The following is a 15,507-nucleotide window of genomic DNA, read 5'->3' as shown; positions in this document are numbered from 1 at the left end:
TAGAAACCCCTATTCACTCACCATTTGGGTGGCTGATACATTTCGCGAACTTGATTGGAACCGTTTCCAATTTCTTCATTTCTGAAATATCCCTTGCTAGGAGTCTTTGTGTTCAACGACGCGCCTCACGCCTCGAACGCTGGTGATCAGACGTTCTCCCCGCCTTCCGATTCGATCTTGTGGCGCAAGGACTTCTTGCTCGGCACCGCAACGGCTTCGTACCAGATCGAAGGCGCCGTCAACGAAGACGGCCGCATTCCGTCGATCTGGGACACGTTCTCCGCCAAGCCGGGCAAAGTGCTCGCCGGTGACACGGGCGAGTTCGCGTGCGATCACTACCATCGCTGGCAGGAAGACGTCGAGCTGCTCAAGTCGCTGAACGTCGACGGCTACCGCCTCTCGATCGCATGGCCGCGCGTGATGCACGCCGACGGCACGCCGAACCAGAAGGGCATCGACTTCTACAAGAACCTCGTCGACGCGTTGCGCGCGAAGGGCATGAAGGTCTACGCGACCCTCTACCACTGGGACCTGCCCCAGTACCTCGAGGACCGCGGCGGCTGGCTCAACCGCGACACCGCTTACCGCTTCGCCGAATACGCCGACCTGATCAGCCGCGAACTCGCCGGCAAGATCGACGCGTGGATGACGCTCAACGAGCCGTGGTGCTCGGCGTTCCTCGGCTATGCCAACGGCCATCACGCACCGGGTCTGACCACGCTGCGCTATGCGCCGACGGCGATGCACCACCTGCTGCTCGGTCACGGCCTGGCGATCCCCATCCTGCGCAAGAACGACCCGACGTCGCAAGTCGGCATCGTCGCGAACGTCGGCCGCGGCACGGCCGAATCGGACAGCCCGGCGGATCAGCGCGCGGCTCACCTGTTCGAAGTGCAGCACAACGCCTGGGTGCTCGGACCGCTGCTCAACAAGGCCTACCCGAAGGATCTGTGGGAACTGTGGCCGGGTTGCGAGCCGCTCGTGCTCGAAGGCGACATGGAGATCATCGGCGCAAAGCTCGACTTCCTCGGCATCAACTACTACTTCCGCACGAACGTGAAGAGCGACGGCGCGCATGGCTTCGTCGAAGCGCCGCCGGCCAACGTCGAACGCACGCAGATGGGCTGGGAAGTGTATCCGCAAGGCCTGCAGGATCTGCTGATCGGCTTCCACAAGACGTATTCGAACCTGCCCCCGATCTACATCACCGAGAACGGCATGGCGTCGGATGACGAAGTCGTGGACGGCGAAGTCGTCGACAACCAGCGGATCTCGTTCCTGAACCGCCACCTCGCCGCGCTCGACAATGCAGCGAAGGCCGGCGTGGACATCCGTGGCTACTTCATCTGGTCGCTGATGGACAACTTCGAATGGGCGTTCGGTTACGAGCGTCGCTTCGGCATCGTTCACGTCGACTACACGACGCAAAAGCGCACGCCCAAGAAGAGCGCGCTGCAGATTGCCCAGTTCCTGGCTGATCGCAAGGCCCGGAGCTGAAATAGCAGTACCGAGAGAGCAGCAACCACACGCTAGCGGCGGGCGACACGCCCGTCAGCCTGCGGTTTACAACGGAGGAGGTCTACATGGTCAAAGCAGCAAAGCTGTCGCAAATCGCCGCAGGCGTCGCGCTGGTCCTCGGCGCAGCCGTGGCGCATGCCGACGGCGAGAAGGCACAAGTCATCCACTGGTGGACGTCGGGCGGTGAGTCGGCAGCCATCAAGGAATTCGCGGATGCGTACAACAAGGCAGGCGGCGTCTGGGTCGACCAGGCTATCGCAGGCGGCGAGCAGGCTCGCGCCGCGGCAATCAACCGCATCATCGGTGGCGATCCTCCCACGGCTGCTCAGTTCAACACGTCGAAGCAGTTCCACGACATCATCGACCAGGGCCTCCTGAACAACGTCGACGACGTTGCTACCAAGGAAAACTGGGACAAGATCCTGCCGCAACCGGTCATCGACAGCATCAAGGTCAAGGGTCACTGGTACGCAGCACCGGTCGACATCCACATGCCGGCATGGTTCTTTTACTCGAAGCCGGCATTCCAGAAGGCCGGCATCACGAGCGAGCCGAAGAGCTATGACGAGCTGATGACTGACCTCGGCAAGCTGAAGGCCGCAGGCATCACCGGTCTCGCACTCGGCGGCCAGCCGTGGCAGGAAAAGCTGACGTTCGACGCCGTGCTGGCTGACGTCGGCGGCACCGACCTGTACCTGAAGGTCTACCGCGACAAGGACATCGCAGCGGCCAGCTCGCCGGCGTTCAAGAACGTGCTCGCGCAGTACAAGAAGCTGCACGACTACGTCGACGCAGGTTCGCCGGGCCGTAACTGGAACGACGCTACGGCGCTCGTGATTCAGGGCAAGGCCGGCGTGCAGATCATGGGCGACTGGGCGAAGGGCGAATTCATCGCCGCGAAGCAACAGCCGGGCAAGGACTATGGCTGCCTGCCGGGCTTCGGTCCGAAGGCGCCGTACATCGTTGCGGGCGACGTGTTCGTGTTCCCGAAGACGGACAACGCCGATGCGGTCAAGGCTCAACACCTGCTCGCAACGGTCATGACCTCGCCGGGACCGCAGGTTGCGTTCAGCGCGAAGAAGGGCTCGATCCCGATCCGTACGGACGTGGACGAGTCGAAGCTCGACGTCTGCGCACAAATGGGTATCGCCGCGATGAAGGACAAGTCGCGTCAACTGCCGAACGCCGAAATGCTGGTTGCACCGGACCTGAATGGTGCACTGCAAGATGTGATCACGAACTTCTGGAACAAGAACGAGTCGGTTGACGACGCGCAGAAGGCCTTCGTGAGCGCAATGAAGGGTGCCTGATCGCGCTCTGGCGTAGTATGGACGCTGCCCTCCCGGGCAGCGCCCAGCGGCCAGCCGACGGGACCCCGGCTGGCCGTCTTTGTTTTGATTGAATTGGTTTGACCTGGAGGAAGTTGTGGCCAATAAGCCTCGCCGACAGCGTTATCCGTGGACGGCCTACCTGGCGCTGATACCGATGGCCCTGACTGTCGTGTTTGTCTATCTCGGCACGATGGTATGGAGTGCAAGACTCTCCGTAAGCAGTTCACGCACCTTTCCGGCGAATGACTTCGTCGGCATGACCCAATACGTGCGATTGTTCAATAACGATCGCTGGATCGTCTCCCTGCAGCATCTGATCCTCTACGGCATTCTGTTTATCGCCGCGTGCCTGATCATCGGCTTTCTGCTCGCCGTGTTCATCGATCAGAAGATCACGGGCGAAGGCGTGCTCCGCACGATCTTCCTGTACCCCTACGCCATGTCGTTCGTCGCGACCGGCCTGGTCTGGCAGTGGATGCTGAACCCCACGCTCGGCCTGCAGTCGGTGATCCAGAAACTGGGCTTCACGAGCTTCCAGTTCGACTGGATCGTCAGTCAGGACAAGGTCATGTACACGATCGTCATGGCCACCGTCTGGCAGGCATCGGGTCTCGTGATGGCTCTGCTGCTTGCCGGTCTGCGCGGCGTTGACGAAGAAATCTGGAAGGCTGCGCGTATCGACGGCATTCCGCGTTGGCGTGTCTACGCGAGCATCGTGTTGCCGATGCTCGGACCGTCGATCGCGACCGCGTTCGTGCTGCTGTTCGTCGCCGTGATCAAGCTGTTCGACGCTGTCGTCGCCATGACGCAGGGCGGACCGGGCACGGCCAGTGAAGTGCCTGCGAAATTCATCATGGATTACCTGTTTGGCCGGGCCAATCTCGGTCTCGCATCGGCAGCATCGATCGTCATGCTGCTGACGGTCGCCGCGCTTGTCGCGCCGATCCTGTACGCGCGCCATCGCGCATTGGCCGGAAGGGGGGCGTAATGGACGACATTAAACTGAGCCAGTCTGCCGTCGGCGGCGCCGCGGCTGCCGCGGCGCATCCGGTCAAGCGTGCAGCGCGCCGTCACCGGCCGATGTTCTCGCCGGCCCGCATTGGTGTCTACGCGTTCCTGCTGACCGCCGCCGTGATCTTCCTCGTGCCGCTGTACGTAATGATCACGACGTCGCTCAAGACGATGGACGAGATTCGTCTCGGCAACCTGTTCGCATTGCCGATGCACCTGACGATCAAGCCCTGGATATCGGCGTGGACAGAGGCCTGCACGGGTCTCGCATGCAACGGGATTCAGGTCGGCTTCTTCAACTCGGTGAAGATCGTCATCCCGAGCACGATCCTGTCGATCTTCCTCGGCGCGCTCAACGGTTATGCGCTGTCGTTCTGGCGCACGAAGTTCGCGAACATCCTGTTTGCGATTCTGCTGATGGGGGCGTTCATTCCGCTGCAGGTCATGATCTTCCCGATGGTGCGCGTGCTCGCCACCGTCCATCTGTTCAGCTCGCTGCCCGGCATCGTGCTGATCCACACCGTGTTCGGCATGCCGATCATGACGCTGATGTTCCGCAACTATTACGCGACGATTCCGGGCGAGTTGTTCAAGGCCGCGCGGATCGACGGCGGCGGCTTCTTCCGGATCTTCCTGCAGCTGATGCTGCCGATGTCGACCCCGATGATCATCGTCGCGATCATCATGCAGGTCACTGGCATCTGGAACGACTTTATTCTGGGTCTGGTGTTCGCTGGCGTGAAGAACCTGCCGATGACGGTCCAGCTCAACAACATCATCAATACGACGACCGGCGAACGGCTCTACAACGTCAATATGGCTGCAACCATCCTGACGTCGGCAGTGCCGCTGCTGATTTACCTGATTTCCGGCCGCTGGTTTGTTCGCGGCATTGCCTCCGGCGCAGTCAAGGGCTAGAACATGTCTAACGTTTCCGTTCGTAATCTGGATATCACCCTCGGCGGCAACGCCATCATCGAGAAGCTCAATCTCGATGTGAACGAAGGGGAATTCATCGTCTTGCTCGGCCCGTCGGGTTGCGGCAAGTCGACCCTGCTGCACAGCATCGCCGGCCTGATCGAAGCCTCGGACGGCACGATCGAGATCGGTGGCAAGGACATGACGTGGGCCGATCCGAAGGATCGCCAGATCGGTCTCGTGTTCCAGTCGTACGCCTTGTATCCGACGATGAATGTCGAGCGCAATATGTCGTTCGGCCTGCGCATCAACGGCACGCCGAAAGACGAAATCGAACGCCGCGTGAAGCGCGCCGCCGAGATTCTTCACCTTGAGCCCCTGCTCAAGCGCAAGCCTGCGCAGCTGTCCGGCGGTCAGCGTCAGCGCGTCGCGATCGGTCGTGCGATCGTTCGTGAAGCGGATGTGTTCCTGTTCGACGAGCCGCTGTCGAACCTCGATGCGAAGCTGCGTACGGAACTGCGCCGCGAGCTCAAGCAACTGCACAAGACGCTCGGCTCGACGATGATCTACGTGACGCATGATCAGGTCGAGGCCATGACGCTCGCCACACGCATCGCCGTCATGCGCGGCGGCGTGATCCAGCAGATCGGCGCGCCGGCCGAGGTTTATGCAAAGCCGGCCAACCTGTTCGTCGCGGGCTTCCTCGGTTCGCCGGGCATGAACTTCCTCGAAGGCAAGATCGAGCGCGACGGCAACGGCTATACGTTCCGTTCGGGCGATGTCGTGATCGACGTGTCGCGCTACGCGTTCACGCGTGAACCCGCTGCAGGCGCGCAAGTCGTTGCTGGCATTCGTCCGGAAGATCTGCATGTCGCGTTGGGCGACGCGAAATATCGTGGCACCGTCTCGCTGATCGAACCGATGGGCAATCACCACGTCGTCTGGATCGATTTTGCCGGCAAGACGCTGTCGTCGATCGCCGGCGATACGGAGAGCGCCCAGCTCGACCAGTCCGTCGGCTTCGTGATCGATCCTCGCAACATTTCGCTGTTCGATCAGACGAGCGGTCAACGCCTCTGATGCGTCCGGCGGGCGGGGCATCCGCCTTTGTCTGAGAAGTCGGGCCGGCGTTTTCAGGCTCTCACACGCGCTTATTGCACCTCGCCTCCGGAATCTCGTCGTGAGATCCCGGAGGCCGGCTCACGGCAGTCAGACTTCGGATCACCGAAGCGATGCCGGCAACCGGCTCGACGCAGAGTGGCTTCGCGCGCGATCTGACTATTTTTTTCTGACCATGGGCCTGCGGCGACGGCCCTATAATCGCCGCTTTTTGTCCGGTGCATCGACGCGCCAGATCACCGCGACAAGTACAGGGGAGAGCGCGTGGCAACGATCAAGGATGTCGCAAAACTGGCCGGCGTCGGTGTCGGCACGGCTTCGCGCGCCATTTCCGGCAAAGGGTCCGTATCGCCCGAGGCGGCTGCACGCGTGCAGGCCGCCATTGCGGCGCTCGACTTCCGCCCCTCCTCGATCGGCCGTGCCCTGTCCAAACAATCGCTCGGGATGATCGGGCTCTTCGTGCCCTCGTTTCGCGGCAACTTCTACGGCACGATTCTCGAAACCACCGACAATGAATTGCGTGCCGTGCACCGGCACATGGTCGTCGCAAACGGCAGTGGTGAAGGCACCGGCCGCGAACAGGCGCTCGATGCGATCGACTTCCTGATTTCGCGCGACTGCGACGGTATCGTCGTGATCAGTCATGAGCTCAGCGACGACGATCTGGTTCGCATACGGCAGCGCATGCCCAAGCTGGTTGTGCTTAACCGCATGTTCGACATGATGGGCGAGGCATGCTTCTCGGTCGATCATCGGCGTGGCGGCGAAATGGCCGCGCAGACCTTGCTCGACTACGGTCATCGCAAGCTCGCCGTCATCGCGGGGCCGACGACAGCGCCCGATAACCTCGACCGGATCGAAGGATTCCTGAGCGTCGTGTCGGAACACGGAATCGATCCGTCTGCGATCAAGCGCGTCGAAAGCAACTTCACGCCCGATGGCGGATGGCGCGCGATGAAGGCGCTGCTCGATCAAGGGCGCGACTTCACGGGCTTGTTTTGCGCGAACGACGATATGGCGATCGGCGCCCTTTCGTATCTGAGGCACACGGGCATTTCGGTGCCGAACGACCTGTCGATCATCGGGTACGACGATGTCGATGCCGCTGCACACACCGCACCGACGCTGACGTCAGTGCACATCCCCATGGACGAGATGACCGCCAACGCGGTGCGCTGGCTGATCAACGCGTGCTACGGCGACGAACTGCCCATCGAACGCGAGTTTCCGATCTCGGTGTCGGAACGTAACTCCGTCGCACGCGTGCGCGATTCGGCGCCGACGACAAAGGGGCGGCGAAAGGTGGTGTGATCGCGCCTCTCACGCACCTTCTCATCGTCGTCTCTGCTTTTCACCCGATGACATCAAATTCGGTCAATCGGGTGAGCTCCAGTCGCGCAAGCTGTCCAGGCTGGTCCACCGTCTCAAGCACGCCGCCGACCCTGACGTATTGATGCCCGCTCTCTTGCGCCTGTCGAGCTTTGGAGTATTGCGCTTCCGACAGATCAACGTGGGCCGGAATCACGTCGCCATTCGCCAGTAGCAACGTCAGTACCGCCCTCGGACCAACTGCCGACGCCGCCCCTTGGCCGCGTTGCAGATGCGCAAGAACTCCCACGTACACGTCGGACTCCTCGCGACACGCCATAGCGTGATAGAGATCGTGAACGAACAGACTATCGCCCGAACGAAAAGTCAGCGGCTGCGCGAGATGCCTTCCCTCGTTCGGAAACCCGCCCCCCCAAAGAAATCGAACTTCGAGAGAGTATCCACGATCGACATCGAACAGGTTGAGGAACGCTTCAACAAAAGAAGCCGATGTGTCGTTCCACCCGCTTTGCCTGGCCGAGGACAGAAACTCGCGCTGCTCGCGATTGACGATCGTGTCGTAAAGTTCTCCGATCTGGTCGTGGATGGCGAGCATCACTCGCCGAACGATAGGCGTGGCGATGCCGACTCCACGCGCCTCGAACTCGACGCGCGAAAGACCGAGCGGACACGCCAGGCGATATTCCATGAATGTCTCATACCGCTCCGTTTCAAGTGTTGCGCGTAGGTTGCGGGTATATGCCTCTTCGGTGTTGCCAATCGCCTTGTTGTCGGACTGCGAAGTGGCAATGCGAAATCCTGTGCGCAGGAACGTGCGCAGCGCTTGCGCGACTTTGTTGACGTAGTTCAACGGCATGCCTTCGGATGCGGGGCCGCCAAACACGCGAATCCGGATTGTGTCGCTGTGCACATGCGCGATGCGATAGCGTATGTCCGCGTCGGATTCGCCTGTAAGCCGCAAATACTGAAGCAGGCATCGCTCAGTGAGGTGTTCAATACCCGAATAGGTCGTCGAAGACGGCAGGCAAATGCACTCTTCTGGATGATCGACATGGGTCAGCTCAACCTCGAGCTGATCCGGACCACGACGGTCAGCGACCCATCCTTGGGTCAGCAGGAAGTCTTCCAAATTGCCTGCATTGATGTAGCGCCTTTCGCTCATTGCTTGCACTCCTTGTAAAAGGGGAACTCGTCCGAGGCGGCTAGCCGCATCAATGTCTTCAGTGCAGCAGCATCAAATACTTGATCTGTCGGAAACCGGATCGTGACGGACGTGGCGTTGCTCGTTTCCGGCGCTCCTCGCAGGCTGAGCCAATAGGCACAGCGGCGCAGCGAAAGTGCGCAAATGTCCTGGGCCACCCACTCGGCCCGACTCTCGGGTAAAAACAGTGCGACCAGGATGCAGGGCGGTGTACGGGTTCGGCATCGATAGAGGTCATACTTCGAGACATCCCGAAGCGAATACGAAAACGCGCCGTCCACATGTGCGGGTTTCCCGGAGGTCGCCTTGATTTGCACATCGAGCTGAGCGAACCTTCGTTTCACTCCGTCCGGGAAGGGCCCGTTACCGAACAAACGGAGATCGACCCCTTCGTTATCCGAAATACGTCCGGACACCACGCATTCGACACCCGCAGACGCGGCGACGGCGTGCACATATGCGTAGCTAAGTTCTGCCATGACGTCGTTGTCTGACAAGCGAGGCCCCGCAACTTTCGGGACTTTCTTTCTGTGTCGCATGGCACCTCGCATGAAAGTAGCCGGACCTCGCGGCCCGCTTGTCGAGTCGCTGCGCGTCGGATCGTTTCACACGCAGTCGAACTGAAACCGACGAGTGTACGTATTCGGAGTATCAAAAATAGGGGATGGCCGTGTTGAAAAGTCTGAATGTGGTACAGACTCTGCCGCGATTGGGTACGCACATCTATTCTCACCATTGAATTGCGCGAACGGACGAAGGTCGTCTTGTGCGTTGCCTGCCTCACGACGCGCTTGGATCACGAACGAATCGGATGTACGTCGTGGACGACCGGCTTCGTGCATGCGACTCACACGCGTCACACGAAGTCCGCCACAACGTCCTATAGTGAAGACTCGTTCAACCCGAACCGCGGAGTGTCGACATGAGCCTTCATTTCAAGCGTGCCGCACGTGTATGCACCTTCATCGCCCTGCTTTCACCCATGGTCATCGCGCAAGCGCAGATCGGCGACATGCTGAAGTCGCAAATCGGCGGGTCGGGCGGCAACGACTCGAGCGCCGGAGGACTGGGCAGCCTCGGTAGCCTGGGGGGCATGAGTAGTGTGAGTTCCGGCAGCCTCGGCAACGTGACGGGGGTCGTCGAGTTCTGCATCAAGAACAATTACCTGGGCTCGGGAAGCGGTGCGTCGTCCGTCAAGGATCAGCTCATGAGCAAGCTATCGGGTCAGACTCAGGGATCGCCGACCTCCGACTCGGGCTATACCGACGGCGCGAAGGGCTTGCTCGACAGCAACGGCGGCAAGCAACTCGACCTGAGCGGCGGGGGCCTCAAGGCCGAAGCGACCAAACAGGTGTGCGACAAGATCCTCAGCCAGGCGAAATCGATGCTGTGAAGCCTGATGCCGTGAAGCCTGATGCCGTGACACCCGATGCCGTGAAGCCGATGTCGCGAGGCCCGATGTCGTGACCCGCGATGGTGCACCCGTCGTGACGTATCTCACGCAGTCGTCACAACGCGTGCATGGGTGCCTATCGGTCCGATTTGCAGATGCAAATGGACATCCGCTCGACGGCATGCAAAATTTGCGTGACGCCGCTGTCACAGCGGATATCCATCGCGGAGTCGTTCTGCAAGTCGCACGCGGGCACGGAAATCGCGGCAATGTCCCACTGCGGTGTCGGATCGACCGATCTATCATGGCTGGCGATCCGTGCCCGATCATCTGTCCCGGAGGCACATCGCGGGACAGCTGTCCATCACGATACCGACATGTCGCGGCTGATGCGTGAAGCGCGCGTGTCGAATTCAGAGAACGTTTTGCAAACGCGAAACGAGGAGTTCCAGATGCAAGACCATGCCCGTAACGATACGCAGCAGCAACCGCAGCGCCCTGAACTCGACGATGAAACGATTGAGTTCGCGACGAAGGTGTTCGACCTCGCGCGCGCCGGCGATGCAAAGACATTGGGTGCTTTGCTCGCGCAAGGTTTGCCGCCCAATCTGCGTAACGAGAAAGGTGACAGTTTGGTGATGCTTGCGAGCTATCACGGCCACGTCGACGCTGTGCGTGTTCTGCTTGAACACGATGCGGACCCGGACCTTCGCAACAATATGGGGCAGACGCCGATCGCAGGGGCCGCGTTCAAGGGCAATCTGCCGATGATCGAATTGCTGCTCACACACGGCGCGGATATCGAAGGCGCATCGCCCGATGGAAGAACGGCGCTGATGATGGCCGCGATGTTCAACCGCACGGAGATCGTTGACTATCTGGTCGCACACGGCGCCAATGTCAGCGCGCGAGATTCAGGCGGCCATGACGCAGCCGCGTCAGCGGCACGCATGGGCGCACCCGACACGCCGGCGCAAATCGAGCGTCTGCAACGCCAATAGCGCCCAGGCAGGTCGCGCTCTGCACCGACGCAGTCCGCGTTAAGCGTTGTTTCGAGGATCGCCCCATGACCGAACAGCACGCTCGCCTCATCATTCCGGTCCTGCTCGGATCGGTTCGTCGCGATCGCCAGGGTATTCGCGCCGCACGTTTTGTCGTGAATGCACTCAAGATTCACGGGCACGAGGCCGTGCTGATCGATCCCATGGAACTCAAGCTTCCATTGCTCGACCGGATGTACAAGGAATACGCGAAAGGTGAGGCGCCGCCACCGCTCGATGCGCTCGCGACGCTGTATCGCCGCGCTGACGCGTTCGTGATCGTCAGCGGCGAATACAACCACAGCATTCCGCCCGCGTTATCCAACCTGCTCGATCACTTTCTCGAAGAATATTTCTGGCGACCGTCCGCGATCGTCAGCTATTCGGCGGGACCCTATGGTGGTGTGCGCGCCGCGATGCAGCTGCGCATGATGCTGGCTGAACTCGGCATGTCGAGCATCCCGAGCCTGATGCCGATCCCGAGAATCGCCGTGGCGCTCGACGAGCAGGGAAAGCCGACCGAGGAAAGACTCGAGCAATCTCTGCAGCGATTCCTCGCCGAATTGTTCTGGCATGCACGAGCGCTTAAACACGCCCGAGCGGCCGAGCCTCCGCCCTACTGACAAAAACTTCTTGCCCGAAGCTTGCTGATCGAGCGGCCCTCGTCGACGCCTGATGATCGACGCCTGGTGATCGACGCCTGGTGATCGAAACCCGCTGATCGACGCGTGCCGCTACCCGGCCTTTCGCAGGCTACGCACAAAAGTGTCGCTGTCGACGGGCGCCGTATCCGATGCCATCGCCGCGAAGCGTTCAACGAGCCATTGCGTCGCCGGGCCGGACCGCGCATCGACGCGGTGTATCAATGAAAACGGGTAGACCGCATAGCTCCTGTCTCGCTGCGAAAGCTTGACGAGCGTGCCCTCTGCAATGTCCTTGGCAACGATATGTTCGGGCATGGAACCCCAGCCGAGCCCCGCAAGCAGCAAACGATGCTTGGCATCGAGATCGCCAAGCCGCCAGGTCTGCGCACCGTACACGCCGAAGTTGCGTCCCTCGGTCATCTTGCTTCGGTCCGACAGTACGAGCTGCGTATGTTCGCGCAACGCAGCGACGGTCAGGGCCCCCTGGTGCTTGGCAAGCGGATGACACGGCGCGGCCACCGCTTCGAGCCGGGTCGTGCCTGCGGCTACCGCCTCGATCGGGTCGGGCCAGCTTTCGCGCGGACCGGAAATGCCGAGCTCGCTCTCGCCGTCGAGCACGAGCCGGAGCACACCGCCCAGCGCCTCCATCTGCAACTTGAGCGCGACGGTCGGAAACTGCTTGGCAAACGCCTGCAGCACCGCCACGAGCTTCGCGGACGGATACATGACGTCGACGGCAAGCGACACTTCCCCTTCAAGCCCTTCGGTCATGCCCGCCGCCCGCGCCGTCATCGCGCGCATCATCAGGTCGATGCGGCGGGCATCGGTGAGCAGCGCACGACCCGCTTCGGTCAGGACGGGCTTGCGCCTGGCACGCTCGAATAACGCGCACCCCAACTGCCCTTCAAGATTCGAGATCGTGTAGCTGATGACGGATTGCGCCTTGTCGAGCACATCGGCCGCAGCCGAAAAGCTGCCGGTCTCGGCGACGGCAAGGAAGGTCCGGAGTTGATCCAGCGTGGGTGATCGATCGGTCATGGTTATCGAGAAAATCGATAGTAATGATCGATTCTAAGTCATTGTTTGTATCCGGGGTCGCGCGTAGAGTGCAGAGCTTCCGACCTTGGTGGAAACCCTGACGATGCAGCCGTACCCGAGCACGAGCCGTGCGCAGAAGTACACGTCCATCGCGATGGCGTTTCACTGGATCATTGCCGCACTGATCGTCTGGGGCTTTGCGCTCGGCTGGATCATGACGGACATCCCGGGCTTCACGCCGACGAAGCTGCGCTACTTCTCCTGGCACAAATGGATCGGCGTCACCGTGCTCGGGCTTGCCGTACTGCGGCTCGTCTGGCGCGCGCTGAACCGGCCGCCGGCGTTGCCCGAAGGGATGCATGGCTGGGAGAAGCTCGCGGCGCACGCGGGCCATATCGCGCTCTACATCCTGATGCTGGCCATTCCCGTGAGCGGCTACTTTTACACCTGCGCGGCGGGCGTGCCGGTCGTCTATCTTGGCGTGCTGCCGCTGCCGATGGTCATCGCACCCGACCACGCAACGGCCGGCGTGCTCAAGCTGATTCACATCGCGCTGAACTACGCATTGCTGGCGGCGGTCGCGGGGCATGTGCTGGCCGTCATCAAACATCACCTGATCGACCGCGTGCCGGTGCTGTCGCGAATGCTGCCTTTTGGCCGATGAGCACTTTCACCCTGGTTTCATGCACGGCTTGCCGGCTCGCGCTATCTTGGCGGCGGTCACTTACCGCGTGTCATTCCACTTTTCGAGGCACACCATGTTTTTGAAGAACTCGTTGCGCACGCTGACGCTGAGCGCATTCGTCACAGGCGTGGCGTTCGCCACCGCGGCGCACGCCGGTATCGATACCGCCAAGAGCACCCTGACGGCCACGTTCAAACAGATGAACGTTCCGGTCGACGGCAGCTTCAAGAAGATCAACGCCACCATCCAGTTCGACCCGGCGAACCTCGGCTCCTCGAAGGCCCAGCTCGACGTCGACGTTGCGAGCTTCGACCTCGGTAGCGCCGAGTACAACGACCAGGTCGCGGGCAAGGACTGGTTTGACGCAAAGGACTTCCCGCACGCGACGTTCGTATCGAACGCCATCAAGGCCGGCGCCAACGGCGCCTATTCGGTGACGGGCACGCTGACGATCCGCGGCAAGAGCAATACGGTCACGGTGCCGGTCCAGTATCACAAGGACGGCGCGGCCCAGGTGTTCGACGGCGTGCTGCCGATCAAGCGCCTGCAATATGGAATCGGTCAGGGCGAATGGAGTGACACGTCGCTCGTCGCTGACGATGTCCAGCTGAAGTTCCACATTGTTTCCAATGGCCAGTAAGGCCGCACGACGCTACGAGAAGGAGTTCAAATTGAAAAAGCAACTGATCGCGCTCAGCGCACTCGCACTGCTCGCCGGCTCGGCTATCGCCGCACCCGCGACGTATAACCTCGACCCGAACCACACGTACCCGAGCTTCGAAGCCGATCACTTCGGTGGCGTGTCGGTGTGGCGCGGCAAGTTCACGAAGAGCAGCGGCGTTGTCACGCTCGATCGCGAAGCGAAGACCGGCACGGTCGAAGTGACGGTCGACGTGGCGTCGATCGACACCGGCAATGCACCGCTCGACAAGCATGTGAAGTCGGCCGAATTCCTCAATGCCGAACAGTTCCCGACGGCGACGTACAAGGGCACGTCGATCAAGTTCGACGGCGACACGCCCGTGGAAGTCGACGGCACGTTCACGTTCCATGGCGTGACGAAACCGCTGAACCTGAAGATCAACTCGTTCAAGTGCTTCCAGAACCCGATGCTCAAGCGTGAAGACTGCGGCGCCGACGCGAGCGCCGAATTCGACCGTGCGGACTACGGTGTGGATTGGGGCGTCAAGTACGGCTTCAAGACGCTGACCAAGCTGCAGATCCAGGTTGAAGGCATCAAGGCCGACTAAGTGCCCGGAATGAGCGAGGCGCGCGTGCCGGCCAGACGCGGGCGACGCTCATCAGGCATGACGAACGCCGCGGTACACCGTGAATTGACGGAGTACCGCGGCGTTTTTTGTTACCGGGTGCTGTGGATTGCCAGCTCTTTTTGCCTGGCATCCTTCGCAGCGTCTTCCTGTGCGGCGAATTGAATCGTCGGGCTTTCTTCGCGGCGATCGTTAGTGAAGCGTCGTCTATTGCTGCGCTGCTTCGCCGATATAACGCGCACTCCACACCGCGATAAGGTCGGCGGCATAGATCGCATCGGACTGGCGCGAAAGCAGATGGTCCGCGCCGTCGAGCGAGATAAAGCTCTTCGGGTGCTTTGCCGCGGTGAATATCTGCGTCGCGTTGACGATGCCGACCGTCGCATCGATCGGAGAATGGAGCACGAGAAGCGGCCGCTTCAGGTTCGCAATCTGCGCAGACAAATTCTGCTCGGCGGCATCGATCAGAAACTGCTTGCGGATCCGGAATGGCCGTCCGGCGAGCTGCACATCGGCGACGCCCTCGGCTTCGATCGTATCGATATGTTCGCGAAAGAGCCCCGTCACGTGGTGAGGATCACTGGGCGCCGCGACGGTGGCAACCGCCTTCACCTCGGGCAGCCGCCCGGCCACGCCCAGCACCGCCGCGCCGCCCAGACTGTGGCCGATCAGGAGTTCCGGGGCACGGCCGGTTTCGCGCAGATACTGCGCGGCGGCTTCGAGATCGGCGAGGTTCGACGAGAAGTTCGTGTTCTCGAATTCGCCTTCACTCGCACCGAGGCCGGTGAAGTCGAAACGCAATACCGCGATGCCGTGCTCATTGAGCGCCCGGGCGATCCGCGTGGCTGCGAAAATATCCTTGCCGCAAGTAAAGCAATGGGCAAACAGCGCATACGCGCGCGGGGTTCCTGCAGGCACGTCAAGCCGTCCGGACAGGAGCTGTCCGTCGGCGCCGGGAAACTGGAATCGCTCGGTCGACATCGTCAAAACACTCGCTTTGATTGAGAAAGAT

16 protein-coding genes are annotated in these 15,507 nt (G+C 61.2%); 12 read left to right on the top strand and 4 right to left on the bottom strand.

The features are described 5' to 3' along the window. Window positions 1-108: 108 nt before the first annotated feature. From ACMFWR_RS03730 to ACMFWR_RS03705, 6 genes are all read left to right on the top strand, one after another. On the top strand, window positions 109-1,497 hold the full coding sequence (locus ACMFWR_RS03730) for a GH1 family beta-glucosidase (protein WP_413193682.1): 1,389 nt from the start codon (window positions 109-111) through the stop codon (window positions 1,495-1,497). Window positions 1,498-1,583: 86 nt separating this feature from the next. Then, window positions 1,584-2,828, top strand: coding sequence for an ABC transporter substrate-binding protein (locus tag ACMFWR_RS03725; protein ID WP_413193681.1), 1,245 nt, complete (start codon window positions 1,584-1,586; stop codon window positions 2,826-2,828). 175 nt (window positions 2,829-3,003) lie between these two features. Then, window positions 3,004-3,837, top strand: coding sequence for a carbohydrate ABC transporter permease (locus ACMFWR_RS03720; protein WP_413194770.1), 834 nt, complete (start codon window positions 3,004-3,006; stop codon window positions 3,835-3,837). Between the two features lie 92 nt (window positions 3,838-3,929). Next, window positions 3,930-4,778, top strand: a complete 849-nt coding sequence (locus ACMFWR_RS03715) for a carbohydrate ABC transporter permease (protein WP_413194769.1) — start codon at window positions 3,930-3,932, stop codon at window positions 4,776-4,778. 3 nt (window positions 4,779-4,781) lie between these two features. Beyond that, entirely contained in the window at window positions 4,782-5,858 is a 1,077-nt protein-coding gene (locus ACMFWR_RS03710) for an ABC transporter ATP-binding protein (RefSeq protein WP_413193680.1), read from the top strand. Window positions 5,859-6,161: 303 nt separating this feature from the next. Then, on the top strand, window positions 6,162-7,208 hold the full coding sequence (locus ACMFWR_RS03705; protein WP_413193679.1) for a substrate-binding domain-containing protein: 1,047 nt from the start codon (window positions 6,162-6,164) through the stop codon (window positions 7,206-7,208). Between the two features lie 40 nt (window positions 7,209-7,248). Here ACMFWR_RS03705 and ACMFWR_RS03700 read toward each other — a convergent pair whose 3' ends face one another. After that, the gene (locus ACMFWR_RS03700) at window positions 7,249-8,082 is read right to left on the bottom strand and encodes a hypothetical protein (protein ID WP_413193678.1); all 834 of its coding nucleotides are present in this window, start codon (window positions 8,080-8,082) and stop codon (window positions 7,249-7,251) included. A gap of 302 nt (window positions 8,083-8,384) precedes the next feature. Next, window positions 8,385-8,906 (bottom strand): DUF4365 domain-containing protein, encoded by a 522-nt coding sequence (locus ACMFWR_RS03695; protein WP_413193677.1) that lies wholly within the window; start codon window positions 8,904-8,906, stop codon window positions 8,385-8,387. A gap of 443 nt (window positions 8,907-9,349) precedes the next feature. Between ACMFWR_RS03695 and ACMFWR_RS03690 the strand changes: the two genes are divergently transcribed. The 3 genes from ACMFWR_RS03690 to ACMFWR_RS03680 all read left to right on the top strand — a co-directional run bounded on the left by ACMFWR_RS03690 (window position 9,350) and on the right by ACMFWR_RS03680 (window position 11,483). Beyond that, the gene (locus ACMFWR_RS03690; protein ID WP_413193676.1) at window positions 9,350-9,820 is read left to right on the top strand and encodes a DUF2501 domain-containing protein; all 471 of its coding nucleotides are present in this window, start codon (window positions 9,350-9,352) and stop codon (window positions 9,818-9,820) included. Window positions 9,821-10,272: 452 nt separating this feature from the next. Then, entirely contained in the window at window positions 10,273-10,821 is a 549-nt protein-coding gene (locus ACMFWR_RS03685; protein WP_413193675.1) for an ankyrin repeat domain-containing protein, read from the top strand. 65 nt (window positions 10,822-10,886) lie between these two features. Continuing rightward, on the top strand, window positions 10,887-11,483 hold the full coding sequence (locus tag ACMFWR_RS03680; protein WP_413193674.1) for an NADPH-dependent FMN reductase: 597 nt from the start codon (window positions 10,887-10,889) through the stop codon (window positions 11,481-11,483). Window positions 11,484-11,594: 111 nt separating this feature from the next. On the opposite strand, the gene ACMFWR_RS03675 is transcribed toward ACMFWR_RS03680, so the two are convergent. After that, entirely contained in the window at window positions 11,595-12,542 is a 948-nt protein-coding gene (locus tag ACMFWR_RS03675) for a LysR family transcriptional regulator (protein WP_413193673.1), read from the bottom strand. A gap of 103 nt (window positions 12,543-12,645) precedes the next feature. Here ACMFWR_RS03675 and ACMFWR_RS03670 point away from each other — a divergent pair, with 103 nt between their 5' ends. From ACMFWR_RS03670 to ACMFWR_RS03660, 3 genes are all read left to right on the top strand, one after another. Continuing rightward, window positions 12,646-13,206 (top strand): cytochrome b, encoded by a 561-nt coding sequence (locus ACMFWR_RS03670; protein ID WP_413194768.1) that lies wholly within the window; start codon window positions 12,646-12,648, stop codon window positions 13,204-13,206. 100 nt (window positions 13,207-13,306) lie between these two features. Beyond that, window positions 13,307-13,867: a YceI family protein gene (locus tag ACMFWR_RS03665; protein WP_413194767.1), complete on the top strand. Its 561-nt coding sequence runs from the start codon at window positions 13,307-13,309 to the stop codon at window positions 13,865-13,867. A 31-nt stretch (window positions 13,868-13,898) separates the two neighbouring features. Further along, a complete protein-coding gene (locus tag ACMFWR_RS03660; protein ID WP_413193672.1) occupies window positions 13,899-14,477 on the top strand; it encodes a YceI family protein in 579 nt (192 codons plus the stop codon). A gap of 225 nt (window positions 14,478-14,702) precedes the next feature. Here ACMFWR_RS03660 and ACMFWR_RS03655 read toward each other — a convergent pair whose 3' ends face one another. Further along, window positions 14,703-15,476: an alpha/beta hydrolase family protein gene (locus ACMFWR_RS03655; protein WP_413193671.1), complete on the bottom strand. Its 774-nt coding sequence runs from the start codon at window positions 15,474-15,476 to the stop codon at window positions 14,703-14,705. Window positions 15,477-15,507: the final 31 nt, after the last annotated feature.

The organism is Pararobbsia alpina, assembly GCF_965118125.1.
Taxonomy (GTDB): domain Bacteria; phylum Pseudomonadota; class Gammaproteobacteria; order Burkholderiales; family Burkholderiaceae; genus Pararobbsia; species Pararobbsia alpina_A.
The sequence above is the reverse complement of the archived record's forward strand: the minus strand, read 5'-3'. Positions and strand labels throughout refer to the sequence as shown.